We start from the raw sequence: 20,257 nt of genomic DNA, 5'->3' as shown, positions 1-20,257 counted from the left end.
ACAATGAAATTCTTCGACATGTTCCGGTTCAAGCCGGAGGCACAGTCGCGCCCGCGTGCGGAGTCTCCAGGGGGGATTCAGTTCTCGGGACTGGATGATCCGGCGCTGCTGGAGTTCATCCGAAACGGAGGCGCAGGCAGCGTTGAGATGTTGCGCAATATGGCGGCGTTCCGCAGCCTCACTCTGATCTGCAACGGCATCGGCATGTTGCCGACGAACATCTACAAGTTTGGCGCGGATAAGGAGATCGCGAAAGATCACCCGGTTCACAAGCTGCTGCGCCTTCGACCGAACCCTTGGCAGACGCCGATGGAGTTCAAGGGTCAGATGGAAATGAGCGTGCAGCAGGACGGTTCGGCGTATGCGCGAATCATCCGTGCAGGCAACCGCCCGATTCACCTGATTCCACTGGAGTTCAGCAAGGTAGACGCCAAGCTCGGCAGTGACTGGCGCATGAAGTACACGGTGCAGACAGAGACGGGTGGGCAAATCGGGCTCGACCAGTCCGAGATTCTGCACCTCCGCGAGTTGTCGCCCGATGGCGTTTGCGGGCTGTCTCGTCGCAAGCTCTCGCAAGGCGTCATTGAGTTGGCGCGATCCGCTGAAACCGCCGCGCGGAACGTCTTCAAGAAAGGCGTGATGGCGGGAGGCGCAATTGAGATCGATGGAGAGCTTTCCGATGGCGCATTCACGCGGATGCAGGGGTCGCTTGCAACCGACTATGCGGGCGCGGAGAACGCCAACAAGTGGATGATTTTGGAAGAGGGCGCGAAGGCGAACAAGTTCACTTCCAGCGCCAAGGATGCCCAGCAGATCGAGAACCGAAATCACCAGATTGAGGAAATCGCACGGCTGTACGGCGTGCCTCGTCCGCTACTGATGATGGACGACACGAGCTGGGGCAGTGGCATCGAGCAACTGGCCATCTACTTCGTTCAATTCACGCTCGCACCGCGCTTCACCGCGTGGGAGCAGGCGCTATCCCGCTCTCTGCTGTCCGACTCGGAGCAAGAGCGTTTCTATTTCAAGTTCAACGAACGCGCCCTGATGCGCGGCACTCTCAAGGATCAGGCTGAGTTCTTCGCCAAGGCGCTCGGCGCTGGCGGGCATCAGCCTTGGATGGGTGTGGATGAAGTGCGTGATCTCTCGGAGTTGCCTGAATCTGGCGACCCGAAGCATGCGCAAGTGGCCGAACCAATGAGCCAACGAAAGGCAACGAATGAGCCTCAAACAACTACCTGAACTGAAAGCGAGCTTTGGCGGACTTCGTTCGTTCATTGCTCCCAGTGCGCTTGCCAAATGGTCGCCAGTCCAAGCTGCTGCCAGCGAGTCGGATAACACCATCAGCATCCTTGATGTGATCGGACAAGACTGGTGGAGCGGCGAGGGTGTGACCTCTAAGCGTATCGCCGGAGCGCTGCGGGCGATTGGCTCTGACAAGGACGTGGTGGTCAACATCAACAGTCCTGGCGGCGATATGTTCGAGGGCATCGCCATCTACAACCAGTTGCGCGAGCACAAGGGCAAGGTGACAGTAAATGTTCTCGGGATTGCAGCCTCCGCAGCCTCGATCATCACGATGGCAGCTGACGAAATCCGCATCGGGCGACCTTCGTTCCTGATGATCCACAACTGCTGGTCAGTCTGTGTAGGAAACCGCTACGACATGGCTGCAGCCGCCGAGCAAATGGCTCCGTTTGATGCGGCAATGGCTGATGTCTACCACGCACGAACCGGCGTAGACCCCAAAGAAATCGCGTCCATGATGGACAAAGAGACATGGATTGGCGGGTCTGCGGCAGTCGAAAAGGGCTGGGCTGACGCGCTGATGGATGACTCCGAGATCGGCGAGTCCGACACCAAGACAAAGGCTGCTGCAGTGCGACGAATGGAAGCAGCTTTGCGTGCGAGCGGCATGTCCCGCACTGATGCACAAACCCTTCTCTCTGATTTCAAGTCCGGCCTGAGTGATTCGGTCGGCAATGGCGGCCTGAGCGATTCGGCAGCAAACCAAGTCGCAGCGACATCGCTGCAAAACCTCATCTCCGCCATGAAAGGCAAACAATGACTGACGTAACCAAGACCATCGAAGCCCTCGGCCAAGCGTTCGAGGAATTTAAGGCCACCCACGCCGCCGAAGTGAAGGCGCTCAAGGACGGCGCAGGCACTGCTGATTTGCAAGCGAAGCTGGACAAGCTGAATGCCGCAATGGATCAGCACACCAAGGAAATCGAAGATGCTCACACCAAGATCGCAGCTGCCCAAATGAGTGCTGGCGGCGGTGCTGGCCCGAAGGACAAGGAATATAGCGAAGCCTTCCGCGCTCACTTCAAGAAGGGCGACATCCAGTCCGCGCTGAACAAGGGCGCAGCTGACGAAGGCGGCTATCTCGCCCCGGTCGAATGGGATCGCACCATCACCGACAAGCTGGTGCTTGTGTCGCCAATGCGTGCATTGGCGAATGTGCAAACCGTTTCCGGTGCGGGACATACAAAACTGTTCAACAAGGGCGGCACATCGTCTGGGTGGGTTGGCGAAACCGACGACCGCCCACAAACGAACACCAGCACGTTTGCGTCGCTGGGCTTCGGATGGGGAGAAATCTACGCCAACCCAGCGGCCACACAGCAGATGCTGGATGACTCCGCGATCAATCTGGAGTCGTGGCTTGCGAATGAGGTCGATACCGAGTTTTCCAAGCAAGAAGGCGTTGGTTTCTGGTCTGGTAACGGCACCAACAAGCCATTCGGCATCCTGACCTATGTCACTGGTGGCGCGAACGCAGCGAAGCACCCCTTTGGCGCAATCAAGACGGTGAATTCTGGCGCGGCCGCTGCAATCACTGCTGATGGCATTCTCGATCTGGTTTATGACCTGCCGAGCGCCTTCACTGGCGGCGCGCGCTTCACGATGAACCGCAAGACGCTGGGTGTGATCCGCAAGCTCAAGGATGGCCAAGGCAACTACCTCTGGCAGCCCACATATGTGGCTGGGGAGCCAAGCACCGTTGCCGGGTTTGTCGCGACGGAAGTGCCGGACATGCCTGATGTGGCCGCGAATGCAGTGCCGATCCTGTTCGGTGACTTCAAGCGCACCTACACCGTGTTCGACCGCACAGGCGTTCGTGTGTTGCGCGATCCGTTCACGGCCAAGCCCTATGTACTGTTCTACACGACCAAGCGCGTAGGCGGCGGTGTGCACAACCCCGAACCGATGCGCGCCCTCAAGGTCGCCGCAGCCTAAGGAGATCGCCCATGAAGTTCGCAAAGACCTTCAAGGGCGTGCCTGACGGGGAAATCTACCCCGTCGAGTACCAGCCCGGTGATGAATGCCCACCAGAGCTTGAGGACGCCGCGCGCGAACTCGAAGTGCTGGAAGGCAAGGCCGACAAACAGACCAAGCCGAAAGCCTGACCATGCTCGTGACACTTGACGAGGCCATTGCGCATTTGCGTGTGGAGGCTGGCCCAGAGGACAACCTGATCACGCTGTACGCACTGGCCGCAGAACAGTCCGCGATGGACTATCTGAATCGTCAGGTGTTCGCGGATCAGGACGTGCTGGAAGACGCTGCGACTGTAGGGGGGGCGGGCGCTAACCCGCTCGTCGTCAACTACGCAATCAAGGCCGCTATCTTGCTGACGCTCGGCCACCTCTACGCCAATCGTGAAGACGTGGTGGCGGGGCAGACTGTGGCGCAGTTGCCTTTCGGCGCTCGCTCTCTGCTCCGTCCGCATCGCATCGTGAACGGATTCTGACCATGACCACAGCCGGACAACTCCGCCACAAAGTCACGATCCAGAAGCTTGGCGATGGCGAGAGCGAATGGGGCGAGCCGATCAAAGACCAGTGGGTCGATGTTTGCTCACCATGGGCCGACATCCGCCAGCCTTCGGGCCTCTCCGCCATCAAAGCCGACGCGCAAGTGTCCATCGTGCGCACGTCGATTCGCATCCGGTTTCGGAATGACGTGAAACCCGGTATGCGGGTGGTGCACGGCGAGCGGATCTACAACGTCAAGGCTGGACCGCTGGCGGTGGACGGCAAGCGCGTGTTTATCGATCTCGTTTGCGAAGAGGTGATGTGATGGCAAAGCTCACAGGTGCTCGCACTTTCACGGCTGAGATCGACACATCGGGCCTCGCGGCATACCTTGACCAACTCGGGGATGAGGCGGAAAAGGCGATTCGACCGGCTGCGCAGGCTGGCGTGCAGGTGCTCTATGAGCGTGTGCAAGCAAACGTCGCGCAGATCGGGAAGAAGTCCGGCAATCTGGCGTCGTCCATCTATCAGGTGTACAGCAAGACGAACTCGGAAGAGGGGCGCAACGCTGAGTACCAAGTGTCGTGGAACCGCAAGAAAGCGCCGCATGGGCACCTCGTTGAGTACGGCTACCTGCGACGCTACCGCTACTACAAGGGCAACGACGGCCAGATCCGGCCCATGGTGCGTCCCGGCATGGAGGGCAAGCCAAAGCCCGGTAGACGAGCGAGCGCGGCGCAGAAGGCCGCCTACTATGTGATGCTCGACACGCCTGTGCATGTGCCCGGAAAGTTCTTTGTGCGCAATGCAGCTACGGCCTTCGACGCTGCGTACCGCGCCGCCGAGAACGAACTGCTGCAACGTGTTTTGGCGAGGGCGTCATGAGCCTTGAAACCGACCTCATCGTACTGCTCAAGACGAAGTGCCCGCGCGTGCATCTGAACACCGCTCCGTACACGACCCAGACGCCCTATGTGATCTGGGAGCGTGGCGGCGGCCAATCGGTGCAGTTCCTCGAAGGATCGCTCGGCAGCAAGCGCAACGCGCTGGTGCAGATCACGGTCTGGCACGACACAGGCATGGATGCGTATGCGCTGCTGGCGCAGATCGAAGCCGCGCTGTGTGCTTCCGCCGCGTTGCAGGTTACGCCTGTGAGTGAGGTCAATGACGCATTCGACGACGCAGACGCCCGCAATGGTGCGATGCAGACATTTTCCATTTGGGGCAACCGCTCCTGACTAGTTAGGCCTTTCGGCCAACACCGCCCGCGAGGGCATCCACCCCATGCCCGCTGTTGCGGGCTTTTTTGTTTGTGAAAGGCCCAACATGGCTATTCGTCTCCCTGATGGCGCGACCATCCAAATCGCTACTGGCTACGGCACCGCCAAGCCAGTCTCCAGCATCACCAACGGCGCTCCCGGCGTGCTCACCAGCGCAGCCCACGCAATCGCCAACGGCTCGTTCTTCGAGCTGAAAACCGCATGGCAGAAGATCAGCGAACGCATCTGGAAGGCCGCGAATATCGCTGCCAACACCATCGAGATCGCTGGCTCCGACACCACCGATACGAACCGCTTTCCTGCGGGTTCCTCGGGCGGCTCGCTGCGCGAAATTACTGCATGGACTCAGATTCCCCAGATCCTGAGCGTGGAAACGCAGGGCGGCGATCAACAGTTCTGGACAGGCTCGTTCCTCGAAGATGACTTCGACCGCCAACTGCCCACCACCACCAGCGCGCAGTCCATCACCATCGGCATCGGCGATGACCCATCGCTGCCGGGCTACCAAGCTCTCAAGGTGGCCGGCGAAAAACGCGAGATCCGCGCGCTGCGCGTGAACCTGCCAGACGGCTCGGCAATTCTCTACAACGGCTACGTGTCGTTCAACGAGACCCCGACTCTGACCAAGGGCCAAGTGATGCAGGTGACGGCCACGTTCTCGCTGCAAGGTCGCCCCGTCCGCTACTGATCAACCTTCCGCGCAAGCGGTTGCCACCGCCCGCCCTGAGCAATCTCGGCGGGCTTTTTCATGCCCTCCCGAACGTATGCGGGAAGGGTCTTTTCTCTTTCGAAAGCAATAAATCATGGCAAAGATCATCCTCGGCAAGCGCCCCGAATCCTTCAAGCGCAAGGTTAAGTTCGCGATGCTGGACGGCACAGAAGGCGCGATCATGTGCGACTTCAAGTACCGCACAAAGAAGGAGTTCGGCGAGTTCATCGACTCGATCACGAAGACCGCAAAGGCAGAAGCCGATCAGATTGGCGAAGAAGCCGACACCACAGTAACGCTTGGCGATCTGCTGGGCCGCGCGGTCGAAAAGAACGCGATCTATTTGCTGGACATCCTCAAGGGCTGGGATGTGGATGCCGAACTGAACCAAGAAAGCGCCGAGCAACTGGCTAATGAACTGCCGGGTGCTGTGGCTGCGATCATGGAGACCTACCGCGCTGCGGTGGCCGATGGCCGCTTGGGAAACTGAGAGAGGCCGCACGCGCGCTCTACGAGTCCGAACCATCGGACTCTAAGCTGGCGGCTTTCGGTTTCAAGCGCACGGACTATGCAGACGAGGGTGTAGAGGTTTGGCCAGAGAACGAGCAAGCCTTCCAGCTCTTTTTCGCATTGCGCCGTCAGTGGCGGGTCAGCGATGGCGTGGCCTTCGGAATCGATCACAACGTCTTGTTCGCCCGTGTGCAGCGGCTGAATCTCTCAGATGACGATGCGCGGCAGCTCGAAGACGACGTGGTCGAGATGGAATCTGAGGCGCTGGCGGTCATGAATGAAGAGCGCGAGACAAGGGCGAAGCAGGCGCGCAAAGAGTGACATTTGGTAGCATTCCTGCTTTCTTTGGAGGGCACATGCGAATTGCTTTGTTGGTCATCTTTGCTGCGGCTGCGCTGGCCGGTTGCGCCGGGTCGAAAACGACCACCTACGCGGGCGAGAACATTGAGTTGTTGAGGCCGCTCCCGCGCGAGCAGTGGACCCCCGAGAGTCAGCTGATTCTGATGACGAAGGGCGACCTGCCCGCAGAAGTCAAATTCGAGGTGCTGGGCGAGCTTCGCGCAAATCAGGCCGTGCACGGCGACACCACTCGTGTCTACGCCTCACTCGCTGCAAAGGCCCGACAAGTCGGCGCTGATGCGGTCGTCAAAGTCAAGGTGAAGTACCGGGCTGCGGCCTTTGCATTCGCTGCCCCCAGTCTCTCCGGTGTTGCGGTGAAGATCACGGATAACGGCGGTGTGGACATCAAGAAACTCGAAGGCGAGTGGAAATGACGATCTAACACCCAACCAAACAACCACCTTCGGGTGGTTTTTTCATTTCTAGGGCTCGCTTCGGCGGGCCTTTTGCATTTCTGGGGTCCGCATGGCAAACGAAGAACGAAAAGCACAACTAGCGTTTGGCGTGGATGGCTCCGAGGTCAAAACAGGTCTCGAGCAGATCAAGCGCGATGTGAAGGACATGGCGCAAGACGTCGCCAAGTCTGGGCAGGATGCAGCCAAGGGCATTGCGTCGATGGGCGATGGTGCTGGGCAGGTGTCCGAAAAGATCGGCGCTGCCCAGAAGAAAATCAGCGACTCCATCAAGCGCAGCGGCGTCGATCTTGAGTCGGGCGCGCGCACCGCACAGCGATCCATGGAGCGCCAAATTGTGGCGTTGGACAGCGGCTCCGCAAGTGTTGGGAAGTACAACGCGGCGTACTTCAAGAGTACCGCTGCCGTTCGCGGGTGGGGCGACGCGCTGAACCCGATGATTGCGCTGCTGGAGCAGCAAGAGGCGCGCACGACCGCTGCCGCCCAGGCGCAGCGAAAGCTCGCTGAGCAAACGCAGTTCCTTGCCGATCTGCAGCAACGCGCAGCCGCGTCCGGCAAGTCGTATACCCAGCAACTCGCCGACCGCGCGCGTGATCTTGGTGTGTCTGATCAGGCGTCTGCCAGCATCGCCAAGCTCGATGCGGAGATGACGAAGAACACCAAGACCCTGAACGCCTACGGCAAAACCGCAGGCGAGACGACCATGGCGCTGCGCGGCGTGCCCGCGCAGCTAACCGACATCATCGTGTCGCTGCAAGGCGGCCAAGCGCCAATGACTGTCATGTTGCAGCAGGGCGGGCAACTGCGCGACATGTTTGGCGGTCTGGTGCCAGCGATCAAGGCGCTCGGTGGTGCGTTCTTGGGGCTGCTCGCAAATCCGGTGACACTGACGATTGCGGCCCTTGCCGCCGTCGCGATGGCTTATAACTCTGGCAGCAAAGAAGCAGACGAGTACCGCAATGCCATCATCCTGACCGGCAACGCCGCAGGCACCACAGTCTCGCAACTCTCGTCCTACGCGCGCGAGATCAGCGGTGTTGTCGGCACGCAAGCAGCGGCTGCCGAGTCTCTGGCCGCGATGGCCGGAAGCGGCAAGGTGACCAACGATGTGCTGAAAGAGGCGGCGCAAGCTGCGGTTGAGTATGAGCGCGCCACGGGCACAGCCGCCACCAAGACGGCAGAAAAGTTCGCGTCGCTTGCCAATGAGCCGCTGTCCGCAGTGCTCAAGCTGAACGAGGGAACCAATTTCCTCACCGTCAGCGTCTACAAGCAGATCAAGAGCCTCGAAGAGCAAGGGCGCACCACCGAAGCCGCCGCCGCCGCGCAGCGCGCCTATGCTGACGCACTGACAAGCCGGTCCAGCGAGATCACTGCGAACCTCGGGTACATCGAGCGTGGTTGGCGCGCGATCAAGGACGCCGCGAAGGCTGGCTGGGACGCCATGCTCAATGTCGGCCGTTCCGCCACGGTGGGTGAGCAACTGGAGACCGCTCGCAAGTCGCTGGATCAACGCATGCAATCCGGCCCGACGAACGAGCTGGTGCGCGGCAACTGGGAGAAGGGTAACGAGCACCTGCGCCAGCAGATCGCTTTGCTGTCTGAGCAAGAGCGCATGATGAAGCGCGGTGCTGAAACCGAGGCGCAGCGCGCGAAAAATAGCCAGCAATTCTTCGAGTGGGAGAAGCAAGGCGATCAGTTCAAGTCCAAGGCCGCAAAGCGCGACGAGGAGGTGCGTAAGGCCGAGGTTGAGGGGCGTGAGCTCATCAACGCGGGCCTGCTCACCGAGGCGGGTCTGCGCGAGCGTATTGCCGACATCAAGGACAAATACAAGGACAAAAAGTCTGGCGCGGGGTCTGCTGGTGTTGGTGAGAACGAAGTCGCCCAGATCAAGGCGCGCACGGAAGCGCAAAAGCAGTACCTGGCACTACTGGAGTCTCAGGGCGCGCAAGCTGACAAGCTGACCGAAGGCGAGAAGCTGGTCATCAAGATCAAGGAAGAATTGAAGACCAGCATCACTGGTGTTGCCCGCGCGCGCAAGGAGGATGCGTTGGTCGCTGCCGAGGCGCTCGCAGCCGTGGACAAGCAGGTGGCTGGCGAAAAGGAACGCATTGCAGGCTTGGAGAAATCCAAGACCGAATATGCAGCCCTGATCGACGAGACGCTGAAATCTGCAGCGGCTCTGAACCAGAACGCCGAAGAGCTGGCTGCGTCCAACGCGATGTATGGGAAGGGGAAGGTTGCGGTTGAGGAATACCGCCTCGCGGTGATTCGCGCCAAACTTGCGGAGGTCGAAGGCGGTAGCGATAGCAGCTACGACCCGGCATACATCGCGGCGCTCTACGCCAAGCTCGATGCGCAGTTGAAGGTTGTCAATGAGACCCGTGCAGGTGAGTTCAAGCAGATCAATCAGCATGCAAACGAGCTGCTTGCGAACGCCAATGCAATGGCCGCGGCGTACAAGGACGAGGCGGCGCTTTCCGGGCTGACATCGGTGGAGCGCGCCAAGATCGTTGCGCTTCGTCAGGTCGAGCTGAAGTATGCGAAAGAACTCGACAAGATCGACCAAATGGAGCCGGGAGTCGGGCGCGACACTGCCCGTGCGACTGTTGAGCAGGCCAAGCGCATCGAGGGTGAGGCCGCTGTTTCGAAGGCCATCCAAGACGATTGGACCAAGACCACCGACCAGATCAACCAGTCCCTGACTGACGCTCTGCTGCGCGGTTTTGAGTCCGGCAAGTCGATGGCCGAGAACTTCCGCGACACGCTGAAAAACATGTTCAACACACTGGTGTTGAAGCCGATCATCAGCGCTGTGATGGCTCCGATCTCCGGGCTGATCAACACCGTTGTGCAAGGCGCAATGGGTGCGATTGGTCTGGGCGGAGGCGGTTCAAGTGGCCTTGGTGGTTTGTCCAATCTCGCGAGCTTGGGTAGCTCGATCTACAGCATGTTTACCGGTAGCGGCGGCATCATGGGAACTGTCCTTACAGGCATTAAGGGGCTGTTGGGGATTGGCGGCGGAGCGGCTGCATCGGGTGCATATAGCGGCGCGGCTACGGCAGTGACCGGGATGATCCCTTCGAGTGGCGGAGCAAGTGCCGGTGCGTTTTCTGGCATGTCTGCCGCATGGCCTCTAGCAGTCATCGCTGGCATGTTCATGTCCAACAAGCTCTATGGCCAAGGCATCAACCAGTTTGGGCGACAGGGCGCGGGCCAAGCGCTGGGCATCGGCAACCAGATTGAAACATCCATCCTTGGCAAGATCGTAGGCGACAAGTGGGCCAACATCCTGACTGGTGCGCCAGTGATGACGTACACGTTCAACAAGATGTTTGGACGCACGCTGAAGGACGCGGGGGTGGAGGGTACTGTCGGCGGCGAAACGGGTTTCGAGGGGCGGAAGTTCGAGTATTACAAAGGAGGCTGGTTCCGCTCGAACAAAACCAAATATTCGGAGTTGGATGAAGAGACCCGTAGCGGGCTCGCTGACATGTTCGGCGGCGTCAAGGATGGTGTGGCCGACATGGCCGAGTCCATTGGGCTGAGTGCAGATAGCCTCGATAGCTTTTCATCGAAACTCAAAATCTCGATGATGGGGCTCACCGACTCCGAAATCAACACCAAGGTTGCGGAGGAATTCAAGCGAATTGCCGACGAGATGGCAGCGATGGTGCTTGCGTCCGATGAGTACACACAGGGCGAAGAAACGCGGTCGGAAACACTGGCCCGCCTGAGCACTCGCATGGTGGCGGTCAATCACTGGCTCGATGTCATGAAAGACAACTTGCTGGAGGTGTCTGTCGTCGGCGCTGACATGGCTTCGTCACTTGTTGATCAGTTCGGCGGTGATGATGCGTTTGCATCGTCCATTCAGAGCTTCATCGGCAACTACCTCAGCCAAGTTGAGCAGCTCGACCTGGTGAACAAGCAGGTGAGCGAGTCACTGAAGGCTATTGGCGTTGACTCGATTCCGAAGACGCGCGAGGAGCTTAAGGCACTGCTCAATGCGCAGGATCTGACCACCGAGAGCGGGCGCAAGACTTACGCCGCACTCATGGGAATTTCCGACGTACTGAACACTATCTACAACGCCGCCGATCAGCTTGCAACGCTGAATCTCGATCTCGACATTGAGTTACTGAAAGCCCAAGGAAAGGACACCGAGGCGCTGGCTCTGGAGCGTGAAAAACGCATCAAGGAGCTGCTGCCCTACGGCGACGCGATCATCGACAAGCAGCGCAAAATTTGGGAGGAGCAGGACAAGCGCGCGGCAGAGGAGGCCAAGAAGGCTGCGGAGGCGGCTGCGGCAGAGGCGACGCGAAAAGCCAAAGAGGACGCGCAGAACAAGGCAATGCGCAACCTTGAGCAGGCCACGGCGCGCGAGGTTGACCGACTCAATGACCAGAAGGCCGCGCTCACCGAGCAACGGTCGTTGGCGAACGAGTCACTGAGCCTCATCACTGGCGTATTTGATCTTGTGCGGCAGAACGCTCGAGACCTGTACGGCACGGTGGAGAGTGCTGCAGAGATGCAGGCCCTGCAAGGGCGCTTGTTTATCGAGCAGGCTCTCGGCGCAGCGCAGAGCACTGGCTATCTGCCGGAGCAGGAAAAGCTGTCCGAGGCGATCAGTGCGGCGCGATCCGGTATCGATGCGGGGGCATATCGCTCACAAGTCGAGAAGGACTACGACACGCTGCTGCTGGCTGGGAAGCTGTCTGCTCTGCAGTCGATTTCCGGTGAGCAAAAGACCACCGCAGAGCTGCAACTCGAAGCGCTTGATCAACAGATCACGAGCATCGACAAGCAGACCAAATATCTGCAGGACCAGCTTTCCAACATCAAGGAACTGGTTGCGATCAGCAAGGGTGAGTACGACGCCACCATCTCGGTCGAGCAGGCCGTGCGTGACATCTACAAGCTCTACGACCTCAAGACCTCGACACCCACAACAGGCACGACCACGAAGCCCGGCACAACCGGGCCGACTGTGGGCAACGGTGCTGTCGCTGGTGATCCCGTCAAGAGCGGGCCAACCGGTTCGGGTGGCTGGTATCGCGAGGTCGTCACAGGCGCTGGCACAACGTATGTCGTTGACAACTCGGAAGAGCTGACAAGCTTGGACAAGTGGATCGACAAGTGGCGCGGTACGGGCGATGTCGCGGGCATGCTGAACGACGGCAAGGCTCAGGGCTACTCGATGAACGACATCGCGGCAGTCATGGGCTGGGGTTATCAAGACCTCATCGATGCTGGCAAGCGCTTGGGAATCCCGCAATTTGCCGTGGGCACGAACTACGTTCCGAACGACATGCTCGCAATGGTTCACAAGGGAGAGGCAATCATTCCGGCAGCGGATAACCGGGCGCTCATGGCAGCACTTCAAAACGGCGGATCCGGCAGCGATGGCGAATTGCTGAAAGAGGTTCGCGCACTGCGTGAAGACAACCGCGCTCAGGCCGGTGAAATCGTCCGGCTCAATCTGCGAATCGCAAAGATCGTGGAGCGCTGGGAAGGTGGCGGCTTGCCACCGCAACGAGAGGAACAACCTGCATGAGTACAACCGCACTACGTGTAGTGCGGCCTGTCTCGATCACCCCTGCAATGCTTATTGGCACTGGTGTTCCTGAAGCCGATTACGGTGAATGGAACGCCAGCGCTAGCTATGGCGTGAGTGATCGGGTCATTGTGGCCGCAACGCACAAGGTCTATCAAAGCACAGTTGCCAGCAATGTTGGCAACGATCCAACGGCAGTGGTTGCAGAACCGAAATGGCTCGAAGTCGGGGCAACGAACCGATGGAAGGCGTTCGATAAATCTGTGTCCAGTCAGACGGTTTTTCCGTCCAACATCTGGTACAGCCTGAGGCCCGGGCAGGCGATCACATCGCTCGGTGTGTTGAACATCAAGGGCGGAACGTCGATGCGGGTTCGAATGATCGATCCGACATACGGAACGGTCCACGACAAGACCTACAACCTCGCCAGCACGCCGGTCTCGACTGGCTGGTGGGAGTGGGTATTCGGGGAGCGCCGAACACCGACGCAGGTGCTGATAACCGATCTGCCGAGCTACCCAACAGCAGAGATTGTGATCGAGATTATCGGCACGACAGAGCTTGCAGTCGGTGTGATTCTGCTGGGACAAATGAAGCAGTTCACCATGGGTGTTCTGCGCGGTGCACGGGTCGGAATTCAGGACTACTCGCGCAAGGAGCGCAATGAGTTCGGGGACGTGTTGATCGTTGAGCGAGCCTTCGCAAAGCGGGCCAACTTCTCGATGTTGATGACCTCGGGCGAGGTCGATGCGTTCAACGATTTCCTCGCTGAAGTTCGCGCAACACCGTGCCTCTGGATCGGCTCCAGCAAGTACGAATCGACGACCGTTTACGGCTTCTACAAGTCGTTCGACATCATCCTCAACTACACCGACTACGCGGATTCAGAAATCGAATTGGAGGGTCTCACATGACCGATATTGTCACGCCACCTGGCATTGACGCACTGCCCCCTGAGCCGTTGCCAACGGACACGCCAGCAGAGTTCAACACGAAGTCGTTCAACCTTGTCGCGGCCTTGAAAAAGCTGGTAAGCCAGATGAATGCGGCGATCCAAAATGTGTGGAACAACGCGACGGCGGCGAATGAACGCGCTGGTGCGGCAGCAGCATCTGCGACGGCTGCGGATGGGCAGGCGAACGCCGCCATGGGCTACCGGAATGCAGCAGCCTCATCGGCAACGGCTGCCTCTGGCAGTGCCTCGGCGGCATCGACCAGTGCGGGCACGGCAGCCGCATCCCTCGCCACGATGCAGAAGCTCTACCTCGGCGCGAAGACCTCCGCCCCAACGACCGACAACCAAGGCGCGGCGCTCCAGGTGGGCGCGTGGTACACGAACACGACAAGCTCCAGCTGGCACTGGTGGTCTGGCACTGCGTGGGTTGTGGGTGTGGGGAATCCGGCCACGGTAGATTGGGCGACTCAGGTGCTCAACAAGCCGTCAACAGTCAGTGGGTACGGGATCACCAATGCAGTGACAAGCGGCGCTCAGATGATGGCTGAGGCAGCGTACATGTCTGATGCGCCACTGGGGCAGTGGGCGACTTTTCCCGGTACTGCATCTGCTGGCGCGGACTGGCCTGCATCGGGGTTTCCGTCGTACTGGAATGTATTCACGTTTGGCTCCGGGACTCGGCGCACTCAAATCGCATGGCAAGTCTTTGCCGGCGCTGAGCAGTCGTCGATGTTCGTCCGCTCGCTGCACGACTCGACGTGGAGCTCGTGGCAGCGATTCTTCGGCGACATCTCGCTGATGGAAAAATCGAAGTACGTTTCCGCACCCGGCTCCGCGTACACGGCGAACCCCCGCGAGGCCACGTTGCAGTACATCGACATCAGTGCTCCGCTGACAGTCACGCTTGCTGCATCGCGTAAGCCGGGTGATCAGATCACGTTGATGTTCTCGTTTCCTTCGGTCTCGTCGATTGCGTTTTCGAGCAATGTCAAGGCTCCAGTGGGCGGCATCCGCGCAGGCGTCGCGAGTCACATCCTGACTGTCACGCTCGTGGCTCGGCAGGACGGCAATTGGCAGGCATACGACGGAGGGCTGCACCCATGGTGATGTCCAGATTGATCGCTGCCAGTGGTGGAGCGTTTACGCTGAACATCACAGCCTCGGTCGCAAATCCAGATATCCGCGCACTCGCCATTGCTGCTGGCTGGAGTCCTAGCAAACCGCTGATCGTCAACATCACCGCACCACTGATCAATACGCTGAATCTTGGATCAACAGCTTTCGCGGGTGGCTTGCGTATCAACATTTCCGCATCCACGCGGATCGGCGGTGTGCTGAACTCAGGAACCGCATTGACCACTGGCGTCGCCGTGGAGATCAACAATCTCGGCATCATCAGCGGTGGCGGCGGCAAGGGCGGCGCGGGAGCATCAGTCTGGTGTGACTACAGCGCTAGTCGAGTCGGCGGTGCGGGTGGTGCTGGCGGTGATGGGCAGGGCTTCCTGAATGCAAGCTCGCTGACAGTTGTGGCTGCAGGCAATGGCGCAAGCGGCAGCTACAGCGAATATTCCGGCTCCGTCGTTGGCACGCGCCCATGGGCCAGCGGCGGCCCCGGTGGAAATGGTGGCGCATGGGGTACTGCTGGGTCTGCTGGCGCTGATGGCTCCGTGGGAGGCAACTATTCGGCAGCTGGATATGAGTCATATGCCCAGGCGGGAGTGGCCGCTGGCAACGCAGTCAACGGCAACAGCAAAGTCACTTGGATCGCCACGGGCACGCGCTTGGGCGGGCTGATCAATTGAGGATCACATGAACAACATTCGAAACACAGAAACGGGCGAATTCGGCTTGTCGGTTGGTGATATGCGCTCGTGGTTTGCGCAGGCGGGCCGCGTGGCGATGATCGCGGATGAGTTTGAGGGAGTGCTGGAGCACTTCGAGAGCTACTCGGCCACGGTCCAGCCAGAGCACGACGCAACGACTCATAAGGCCGTGCAGATCGCACCGAAAAAAGTGGGCGGCGTGCTGACGCAAAAGTGGCAAATCGTTGCCCTGAACGGCGACGAGCTGGCGCAAATCGACGCGCAGCGCGTGGCCGATGAAAAGGCCTCAGCAGATGCAGCACGAATCACGATCACAAAACGTCAGGCGCTGCTCGCGCTGTTCGACCTGCGAGGCATCAAGGACAGCGACATCGATGCACAGATCGATCAGATCCCGGACGAGACGCAGCGCTACCGGGCGCGCGTGGACTGGCAGGGCGCAGCATCGATTGAGAGCGATAGCCCGACCGTGCAGATGCTGGCTGCATCGCTCAGTTTGTCCGAGGGCGACCTGCAGGCGCTCTTCGACTACGCCAAGGCCCTGTGAGCCTGACAACACCAACAGACCCGCTTCGGCGGGTTTTCTTTTTTCCGAAAGGCCAACGATGAATCAAACAGAGGCGAGGGATATTGCAATGGGACTGGCTGGACAAGTGCCGGGGCAAGCGGCGTTTTTGCTCACGGGCCAATGGATCATCATGGTTCTGACCGTGGTGCTGCTGCTGGTGCAGATCGGCTACTACGCACGCAAGTGGATGCGCGAAGAGACGGACTTGGGCCGCAAGCTGTGCCGCTGGCTCTGCCGGTATCGATGGGGCCGCTGGGCGTGCAAGTTTGGAGAGTGTGATGAGCAAAATTCCTGACGCACTTCGCACGGGCCTGCTGGCCCTTGTCCTGCTCGGTGGGGTGGGTGGCGGCTACGTTGTCGGTGAGCGCGAGCAAGCCATTGCAGCAGCCGAAGCCAAGCGCAATGAGTACATCCAAGCCGTAGCCGAGGACACAAGCACATCCACGGCGGTCAAGATCGCCATGGTGATGGGCTCTTACTACGAGTCCAGCTATCGGCACATTGGCGACCCGTACATCGACAAGCTGGGCAAGGGGCAACCCCTGACTGTTTGCAACGGGATCACCGGCCCGGATGTGGTGCTGAGGTACTACACGCCGAGTGACTGCTACCGGCTTGAGAAAGCCCGCTACATCCGATCCGAGGCCGCTGCAAAGCGGCTTCTTCGTTTGTGGGACACGTACGGCGCGTTCACTCAAGCCACGTTCATCGACTTCTTGCACAACAAAGGCGAGGGCGCTTTTGCGTCGTCCACGATGCTGCGCAAGGCGAATGCGGGCGACCTGGTGGGCGCGTGCCGCGAAAACCCGCGTTGGAACAGAGGCACGGTCAATGGCGTGTCCGTGGCGCTGCCGGGGTTGATGGTCCGGGCGGATGCCAATGGGGAGTTGTGTGAGGAGGGTTTGTGATGCTTGAGCAATTCAGGAACAAAGACGGAAAAACCTACAACGGAGTGGCGGCGATGTCTGCGTTCTCTGGCATCCCACAGGCCGAGCTTGCATGGATGGCGAAACGCATTCAAGCGCTAGTCAAGGACGGCGTGCCGAGGGGCGAGATTTCAGCCGTGATCAAAACCGAGGCCAAGAGTAAGCCATGGGAGCAAGCATGACCACCTACGCCAAAGCCATCATCGCCTCCGTTCTCTTCGCGCTCGGCCTTACCGCTGGTTGGGCCGTCAACGGCTGGCGCACCGGTGCCGATCAGGCCGACGTGAAGCGGCAGCACGCCGAAGTGCTGGCCGGGATAGCGCGGAAGACGACCGACGCTGTGACCGCAGTTCGCAAGCTCGAGCAAGCCGCGAACGCCGCAATCAGCATAGCCGACAAATCAGCAACAGAGAGGATCGCCAAAAATGATCAAGAAAACCGTAGCCTGCGCGAGTGCGTGCGTCTTGGCACTTGCGGGGTGCGCATCGTCACCCGAGTCGTGCGTGAGCCCACCGGTGGCGGGGCCGCAGATTCAAGCGCCAGCAGCTTGGGCGATGCAGCCGTCGAACTCGACCGCGAAGCTGCAAGCCGTGTTCTCGATCTCCGAGAGTCCGTCCAGCTTGACGCCGAAAAGCTCGACTACCTTCAGCGGTATGCTGAAACCTGCTGGCGGTCTGGGGTTGAAGCGATGAAGGTTGACAAGTAGCGTTCGGATACTACCGAGGCGGTCGAAAACGGGCTCGGCACTGACTTCGACAAAAAACTGACCTCTCAGATTGCTCTGTATGCGTTTTTCTTGAGACGGGGAATGCTGAGAAGACCTCTGAACTTCCTGATTGAATGAGTTTTCACGCAGTCTCGACCCAAAGCCGTCCTTGGCCTTGAATTGCTGAGCGCCTGGTTCACAGTAGGGCGTTCAAGTTCGTCCCTTGAAAATAAGTTAAGCGACCTGCTGGTTCGCTGGACATCATCGGGTGCGGCCAACTATGATGCAAGACCAAACCCACGAAGGTCCAACGAATGGCAATGCTCTGGGTATCAAAGTCTTTAAACGGCATGATTGCGATGTCAGGCGTCATGCTGCTTTCTATGCCTGCCGCTGCGGAGGAGGGATTCGACCATTGGGCCTTTCAGGTCACCCCATACATTTGGATGGCCGGAATGGGGGGCACAATACGCCCCATGGCGGCAACGCCATCGGTTGAGATGAGCAATTCGTTTCGCGATGTTTTGCACGATCTCAACGCGGCCGCATTTGTGTCGGGACTCGCGCAACGTGGTCGCCTTATTCTTTTCGGCGACCTAACCTACTCCAGCATTGGCGCAGACGGAGAAGTAGCTCCAGGCGTTGGCGCTACCGGCAAACTACGCAATACCTCACTGACGTTGGCGGGAGGCTACCGAGCGTTTGATGAACCCGGTTCAACGGTGGACCTGTTGGCCGGCATGAGAGCTTGGGACATTAAGGTCTCAGCTCGTGCTCCAGCGATTGGGATCAACGCGAAGTCCAGTCTTTCCATAGTAGACCCCGTCCTTGCCGTGCGTTTCAACAAAGCGTTGACGCCCCGGTGGTCTGCCCTTGTGTATGGCGATGTTGGCGGTTTTGGCGTGGATTCCAAGTCCACCTGGCAGGTAATTGGAACGTTGAATTACAAGCTGCAGGACTCGTTTTACGTCTCGGCTGGCTATCGCTATCTGTCACTCGATTACCGCCGCAGCGGCACCTTGATTGACATCCACATGGCGGGCCCCCTTTTAGGGCTAACGTGGCAATTCTGAACACGCTGCCGCCCCTCCCACACTCAGTTCTTGCAACGCAGGGCCTTGAGCGCGCCTTTCTGGCGTAGGTCATGGCGTCGATTTCCATCTGAAAGGTTACGCCATGTCTGACTCCGCCATTCCCGATGCTTCATCGCCACGCTTGTTCCAGTGTATTTGCCATAGCCCTGCCTTTGCTAGGTGGTGCGAACAGGTGGACGACAAGCTGTCGCGCCGCAGTTTTTTGGCAGGAACAGCGGCCGCAGGTGTCTCCGCACTGTGGCCAAAAGCGGCCTCAGCCATCAATGGCGAACCTCCAAGGGGGCTAGTCGCTTTCACAGATGTGCAGGTATTCGATGGCAAATCGAATGCACTCCGTGGTGGACTCACTGTGGTTGTGGAAGGAAATAAGATAAAAACGGTAGGGGCGTCTGGCGCCGTACCGCTAACAGGGGTCAAGGTCATTGATGGTGGTGGACGCACCTTGATGCCAGGGCTGATTGACGCCCATTACCACATCATGATGGCTTCGTTACCCATCAGTCAGTTGCTGACTGCTGATGTGGGCTTCATTAACTTGGCAGCCGCAAAAGAAGCAACGGATGTGCTGCTGCGAGGCTTTACGAGTGTGCGCGACATGGCCGGTCCGAGTTTTAGTCTGAAGCGCGCCATCGACTCCGGACTGGTTGCAGGACCGCGTATCTGGCCCTCTGGCGCTATGATTTCGCAGACCTCGGGCCATGGGGACTACCGCCAGCTCTACGAACTGCCTTCTTCCCCGGGCGCGCCGTTGAGCCGCGGCGACGCAATTGGCGGAGGTGCCATAGCCGATGGTCCTGCTGAAGTGTTGAAGAGAGCGCGAGAACAGCTCATGCACGGAGCTAGCCAGCTCAAACTTGCTGCGGGCGGCGGGGTGTCGTCCAACTATGACCCCATAGACGTTTCGCAGTACACAGAAGCCGAGTTCCGTGCGGCGGTCGACGCCGCAGAAAACTGGGGCACCTACGTCACCGTTCACGCATATACGGCACGCGCAATTCAAACCGCTATTCGAGGCGGTGTGCGCTGTATTGAGCATGGCCAACTGATGGACGATTCCACGGCCCGCATCATGGCCGACAAGGGCATCTGGCTCAGCATGCAGCCGTTTCTCGATGACGAGGACGCCACTCCTTTTCCTGAGGGCTCGCTCAACCGCGCCAAGCAGTTGCAGATGACGCAGGGAACCGACAACGCCTACGCGCTGGCTAAGAAATACAAGCTGAAAACGGCATGGGGCACGGACACATTGTTTGATGCGAAATTGGCCAAACGACAAGGGGCGCAACTCGCAAAGATGACCCGTTGGTACAGCTCACTCGAAATACTGACGACTGCAACAACCGTCAACGCCGAGGTGCTCGCCATGTCAGGGCAACGCAGTCCGTATCCTGGCAAACTTGGTTTGATTGAAGAAGGCGCCTATGCAGACATGCTACTAGTCAATGGCGACCCGCTGGCAAACATACAGCTGTTTGCAGACCCCGAAAAAAACCTTGCCGTCGTTATGAAGGACGGGGTGATTTACAAAAACACCGTTGGTTGATGCTTCACAAGACGAA

24 protein-coding genes are annotated in these 20,257 nt (G+C 59.2%); 23 read left to right on the top strand and 1 reads right to left on the bottom strand.

Annotated elements, in window-relative coordinates:
- Window positions 1–3: 3 nt before the first annotated feature.
- From G7048_RS03795 to G7048_RS03740, 12 genes are all read left to right on the top strand, one after another.
- On the top strand, window positions 4–1,242 hold the full coding sequence (locus tag G7048_RS03795; protein ID WP_166066873.1) for a phage portal protein: 1,239 nt from the start codon (window positions 4–6) through the stop codon (window positions 1,240–1,242).
- Window positions 1,220–2,068: a head maturation protease, ClpP-related gene (locus G7048_RS03790; protein ID WP_166066872.1), complete on the top strand. Its 849-nt coding sequence runs from the start codon at window positions 1,220–1,222 to the stop codon at window positions 2,066–2,068. Before G7048_RS03795 ends, G7048_RS03790 begins: the two co-directional genes overlap by 23 nt.
- Window positions 2,065–3,243 (top strand): phage major capsid protein, encoded by a 1,179-nt coding sequence (locus G7048_RS03785; protein WP_166066871.1) that lies wholly within the window; start codon window positions 2,065–2,067, stop codon window positions 3,241–3,243. The genes G7048_RS03790 and G7048_RS03785 overlap by 4 nt, the downstream gene beginning before the upstream one ends.
- An 11-nt stretch (window positions 3,244–3,254) precedes the next feature.
- A complete protein-coding gene (locus tag G7048_RS03780; RefSeq protein ID WP_166066870.1) occupies window positions 3,255–3,413 on the top strand; it encodes a hypothetical protein in 159 nt (52 codons plus the stop codon).
- 2 nt (window positions 3,414–3,415) lie between these two features.
- Window positions 3,416–3,757 carry a head-tail connector protein gene (locus tag G7048_RS03775; protein ID WP_166066869.1) on the top strand — a complete coding sequence of 114 codons (342 nt, stop codon included), beginning with the start codon at window positions 3,416–3,418 and terminating at the stop codon, window positions 3,755–3,757.
- Between the two features lie 2 nt (window positions 3,758–3,759).
- Window positions 3,760–4,086: a phage head closure protein gene (locus G7048_RS03770; RefSeq protein WP_166066868.1), complete on the top strand. Its 327-nt coding sequence runs from the start codon at window positions 3,760–3,762 to the stop codon at window positions 4,084–4,086.
- On the top strand, window positions 4,086–4,646 hold the full coding sequence (locus G7048_RS03765; protein ID WP_166066867.1) for an HK97 gp10 family phage protein: 561 nt from the start codon (window positions 4,086–4,088) through the stop codon (window positions 4,644–4,646). The genes G7048_RS03770 and G7048_RS03765 overlap by 1 nt, the downstream gene beginning before the upstream one ends.
- Window positions 4,643–4,999, top strand: a complete 357-nt coding sequence (locus G7048_RS03760; protein WP_166066866.1) for a DUF3168 domain-containing protein — start codon at window positions 4,643–4,645, stop codon at window positions 4,997–4,999. The genes G7048_RS03765 and G7048_RS03760 overlap by 4 nt, the downstream gene beginning before the upstream one ends.
- 88 nt (window positions 5,000–5,087) lie before the next feature.
- Window positions 5,088–5,729 carry a phage tail protein gene (locus G7048_RS03755; protein ID WP_166066865.1) on the top strand — a complete coding sequence of 214 codons (642 nt, stop codon included), beginning with the start codon at window positions 5,088–5,090 and terminating at the stop codon, window positions 5,727–5,729.
- 115 nt (window positions 5,730–5,844) lie between these two features.
- A complete protein-coding gene (locus G7048_RS03750; protein ID WP_166066864.1) occupies window positions 5,845–6,240 on the top strand; it encodes a phage tail assembly chaperone in 396 nt (131 codons plus the stop codon).
- Entirely contained in the window at window positions 6,237–6,581 is a 345-nt protein-coding gene (locus tag G7048_RS03745; protein WP_166070774.1) for a DUF1799 domain-containing protein, read from the top strand. Before G7048_RS03750 ends, G7048_RS03745 begins: the two co-directional genes overlap by 4 nt.
- A gap of 35 nt (window positions 6,582–6,616) precedes the next feature.
- Window positions 6,617–7,033, top strand: coding sequence for a hypothetical protein (locus G7048_RS03740; RefSeq protein ID WP_166066863.1), 417 nt, complete (start codon window positions 6,617–6,619; stop codon window positions 7,031–7,033).
- 118 nt (window positions 7,034–7,151) lie between these two features.
- Here G7048_RS03740 and G7048_RS03735 read toward each other — a convergent pair whose 3' ends face one another.
- A complete protein-coding gene (locus G7048_RS03735; protein WP_166066862.1) occupies window positions 7,152–7,646 on the bottom strand; it encodes a hypothetical protein in 495 nt (164 codons plus the stop codon).
- 129 nt (window positions 7,647–7,775) lie between these two features.
- On the opposite strand from G7048_RS03735, the gene G7048_RS03730 reads away from it, so the two are divergent.
- From G7048_RS03730 to G7048_RS03680, 11 genes are all read left to right on the top strand, one after another.
- Entirely contained in the window at window positions 7,776–12,626 is a 4,851-nt protein-coding gene (locus G7048_RS03730) for a phage tail length tape measure family protein (RefSeq protein ID WP_166066861.1), read from the top strand.
- The gene (locus tag G7048_RS03725; RefSeq protein ID WP_166066859.1) at window positions 12,623–13,540 is read left to right on the top strand and encodes a carbohydrate-binding protein; all 918 of its coding nucleotides are present in this window, start codon (window positions 12,623–12,625) and stop codon (window positions 13,538–13,540) included. Before G7048_RS03730 ends, G7048_RS03725 begins: the two co-directional genes overlap by 4 nt.
- Window positions 13,537–14,688 (top strand): hypothetical protein, encoded by a 1,152-nt coding sequence (locus G7048_RS03720; RefSeq protein ID WP_166066858.1) that lies wholly within the window; start codon window positions 13,537–13,539, stop codon window positions 14,686–14,688. The genes G7048_RS03725 and G7048_RS03720 overlap by 4 nt, the downstream gene beginning before the upstream one ends.
- Entirely contained in the window at window positions 14,688–15,383 is a 696-nt protein-coding gene (locus tag G7048_RS03715; RefSeq protein ID WP_166066857.1) for a hypothetical protein, read from the top strand. The genes G7048_RS03720 and G7048_RS03715 overlap by 1 nt, the downstream gene beginning before the upstream one ends.
- 7 nt (window positions 15,384–15,390) lie before the next feature.
- A complete protein-coding gene (locus tag G7048_RS03710) occupies window positions 15,391–15,951 on the top strand; it encodes a hypothetical protein (RefSeq protein WP_166066856.1) in 561 nt (186 codons plus the stop codon).
- 88 nt (window positions 15,952–16,039) lie between these two features.
- Window positions 16,040–16,267, top strand: coding sequence for a hypothetical protein (locus G7048_RS03705; protein WP_166066855.1), 228 nt, complete (start codon window positions 16,040–16,042; stop codon window positions 16,265–16,267).
- Window positions 16,251–16,880, top strand: coding sequence for a lysozyme (locus G7048_RS03700; protein WP_166066854.1), 630 nt, complete (start codon window positions 16,251–16,253; stop codon window positions 16,878–16,880). Before G7048_RS03705 ends, G7048_RS03700 begins: the two co-directional genes overlap by 17 nt.
- Complete coding sequence (locus tag G7048_RS03695; protein ID WP_166066853.1) at window positions 16,880–17,080, top strand: hypothetical protein; 201 nt, start codon at window positions 16,880–16,882, stop codon at window positions 17,078–17,080. Before G7048_RS03700 ends, G7048_RS03695 begins: the two co-directional genes overlap by 1 nt.
- Window positions 17,077–17,604, top strand: coding sequence for a lysis system i-spanin subunit Rz (locus G7048_RS03690; protein WP_166066852.1), 528 nt, complete (start codon window positions 17,077–17,079; stop codon window positions 17,602–17,604). The genes G7048_RS03695 and G7048_RS03690 overlap by 4 nt, the downstream gene beginning before the upstream one ends.
- Window positions 17,605–17,918: 314 nt before the next feature.
- Entirely contained in the window at window positions 17,919–18,677 is a 759-nt protein-coding gene (locus G7048_RS03685) for a hypothetical protein (protein WP_166066851.1), read from the top strand.
- A 103-nt stretch (window positions 18,678–18,780) separates the two neighbouring features.
- A complete protein-coding gene (locus G7048_RS03680; protein ID WP_166066850.1) occupies window positions 18,781–20,241 on the top strand; it encodes an amidohydrolase family protein in 1,461 nt (486 codons plus the stop codon).
- Window positions 20,242–20,257: the final 16 nt, after the last annotated feature.

Origin of the sequence: Diaphorobacter sp. HDW4B (assembly GCF_011305535.1) — a bacterium.
Taxonomy (GTDB): Bacteria; Pseudomonadota; Gammaproteobacteria; order Burkholderiales; family Burkholderiaceae_C; genus Diaphorobacter_A.
This window is presented reverse-complemented; position numbering and strand designations above follow the sequence as displayed.

Bases quoted from the DNA above. Each gene is read 5' to 3' on its own strand.
- G7048_RS03685 (WP_166066851.1), top strand. From the start codon at position 17,919: ATGGCAATGCTCTGGGTATCAAAGTCTTTAAACGGCATGATTGCGATG.
- G7048_RS03695 (WP_166066853.1), top strand. From the start codon at position 16,880: ATGCTTGAGCAATTCAGGAACAAAGACGGAAAAACCTACAACGGAGTG.
- G7048_RS03730 (WP_166066861.1), top strand. From the start codon at position 7,776: ATGGCGCTGCGCGGCGTGCCCGCGCAGCTAACCGACATCATCGTGTCG.
- G7048_RS03755 (WP_166066865.1), top strand. From the start codon at position 5,088: ATGGCTATTCGTCTCCCTGATGGCGCGACCATCCAAATCGCTACTGGC.
- G7048_RS03725 (WP_166066859.1), top strand. From the start codon at position 12,623: ATGAGTACAACCGCACTACGTGTAGTGCGGCCTGTCTCGATCACCCCT.
- G7048_RS03750 (WP_166066864.1), top strand. From the start codon at position 5,845: ATGGCAAAGATCATCCTCGGCAAGCGCCCCGAATCCTTCAAGCGCAAG.
- G7048_RS03775 (WP_166066869.1), top strand. From the start codon at position 3,416: ATGCTCGTGACACTTGACGAGGCCATTGCGCATTTGCGTGTGGAGGCT.
- G7048_RS03680 (WP_166066850.1), top strand. From the start codon at position 18,781: ATGTCTGACTCCGCCATTCCCGATGCTTCATCGCCACGCTTGTTCCAG.
- G7048_RS03705 (WP_166066855.1), top strand. From the start codon at position 16,040: ATGGGACTGGCTGGACAAGTGCCGGGGCAAGCGGCGTTTTTGCTCACG.
- G7048_RS03710 (WP_166066856.1), top strand. From the start codon at position 15,391: ATGAACAACATTCGAAACACAGAAACGGGCGAATTCGGCTTGTCGGTT.
- G7048_RS03740 (WP_166066863.1), top strand. From the start codon at position 6,617: ATGCGAATTGCTTTGTTGGTCATCTTTGCTGCGGCTGCGCTGGCCGGT.
- G7048_RS03690 (WP_166066852.1), top strand. From the start codon at position 17,077: ATGACCACCTACGCCAAAGCCATCATCGCCTCCGTTCTCTTCGCGCTC.
- G7048_RS03700 (WP_166066854.1), top strand. From the start codon at position 16,251: ATGAGCAAAATTCCTGACGCACTTCGCACGGGCCTGCTGGCCCTTGTC.
- G7048_RS03720 (WP_166066858.1), top strand. From the start codon at position 13,537: ATGACCGATATTGTCACGCCACCTGGCATTGACGCACTGCCCCCTGAG.
- G7048_RS03715 (WP_166066857.1), top strand. From the start codon at position 14,688: ATGTCCAGATTGATCGCTGCCAGTGGTGGAGCGTTTACGCTGAACATC.
- G7048_RS03765 (WP_166066867.1), top strand. From the start codon at position 4,086: ATGGCAAAGCTCACAGGTGCTCGCACTTTCACGGCTGAGATCGACACA.
- G7048_RS03795 (WP_166066873.1), top strand. From the start codon at position 4: ATGAAATTCTTCGACATGTTCCGGTTCAAGCCGGAGGCACAGTCGCGC.
- G7048_RS03790 (WP_166066872.1), top strand. From the start codon at position 1,220: ATGAGCCTCAAACAACTACCTGAACTGAAAGCGAGCTTTGGCGGACTT.
- G7048_RS03780 (WP_166066870.1), top strand. From the start codon at position 3,255: ATGAAGTTCGCAAAGACCTTCAAGGGCGTGCCTGACGGGGAAATCTAC.
- G7048_RS03785 (WP_166066871.1), top strand. From the start codon at position 2,065: ATGACTGACGTAACCAAGACCATCGAAGCCCTCGGCCAAGCGTTCGAG.
- G7048_RS03760 (WP_166066866.1), top strand. From the start codon at position 4,643: ATGAGCCTTGAAACCGACCTCATCGTACTGCTCAAGACGAAGTGCCCG.
- G7048_RS03770 (WP_166066868.1), top strand. From the start codon at position 3,760: ATGACCACAGCCGGACAACTCCGCCACAAAGTCACGATCCAGAAGCTT.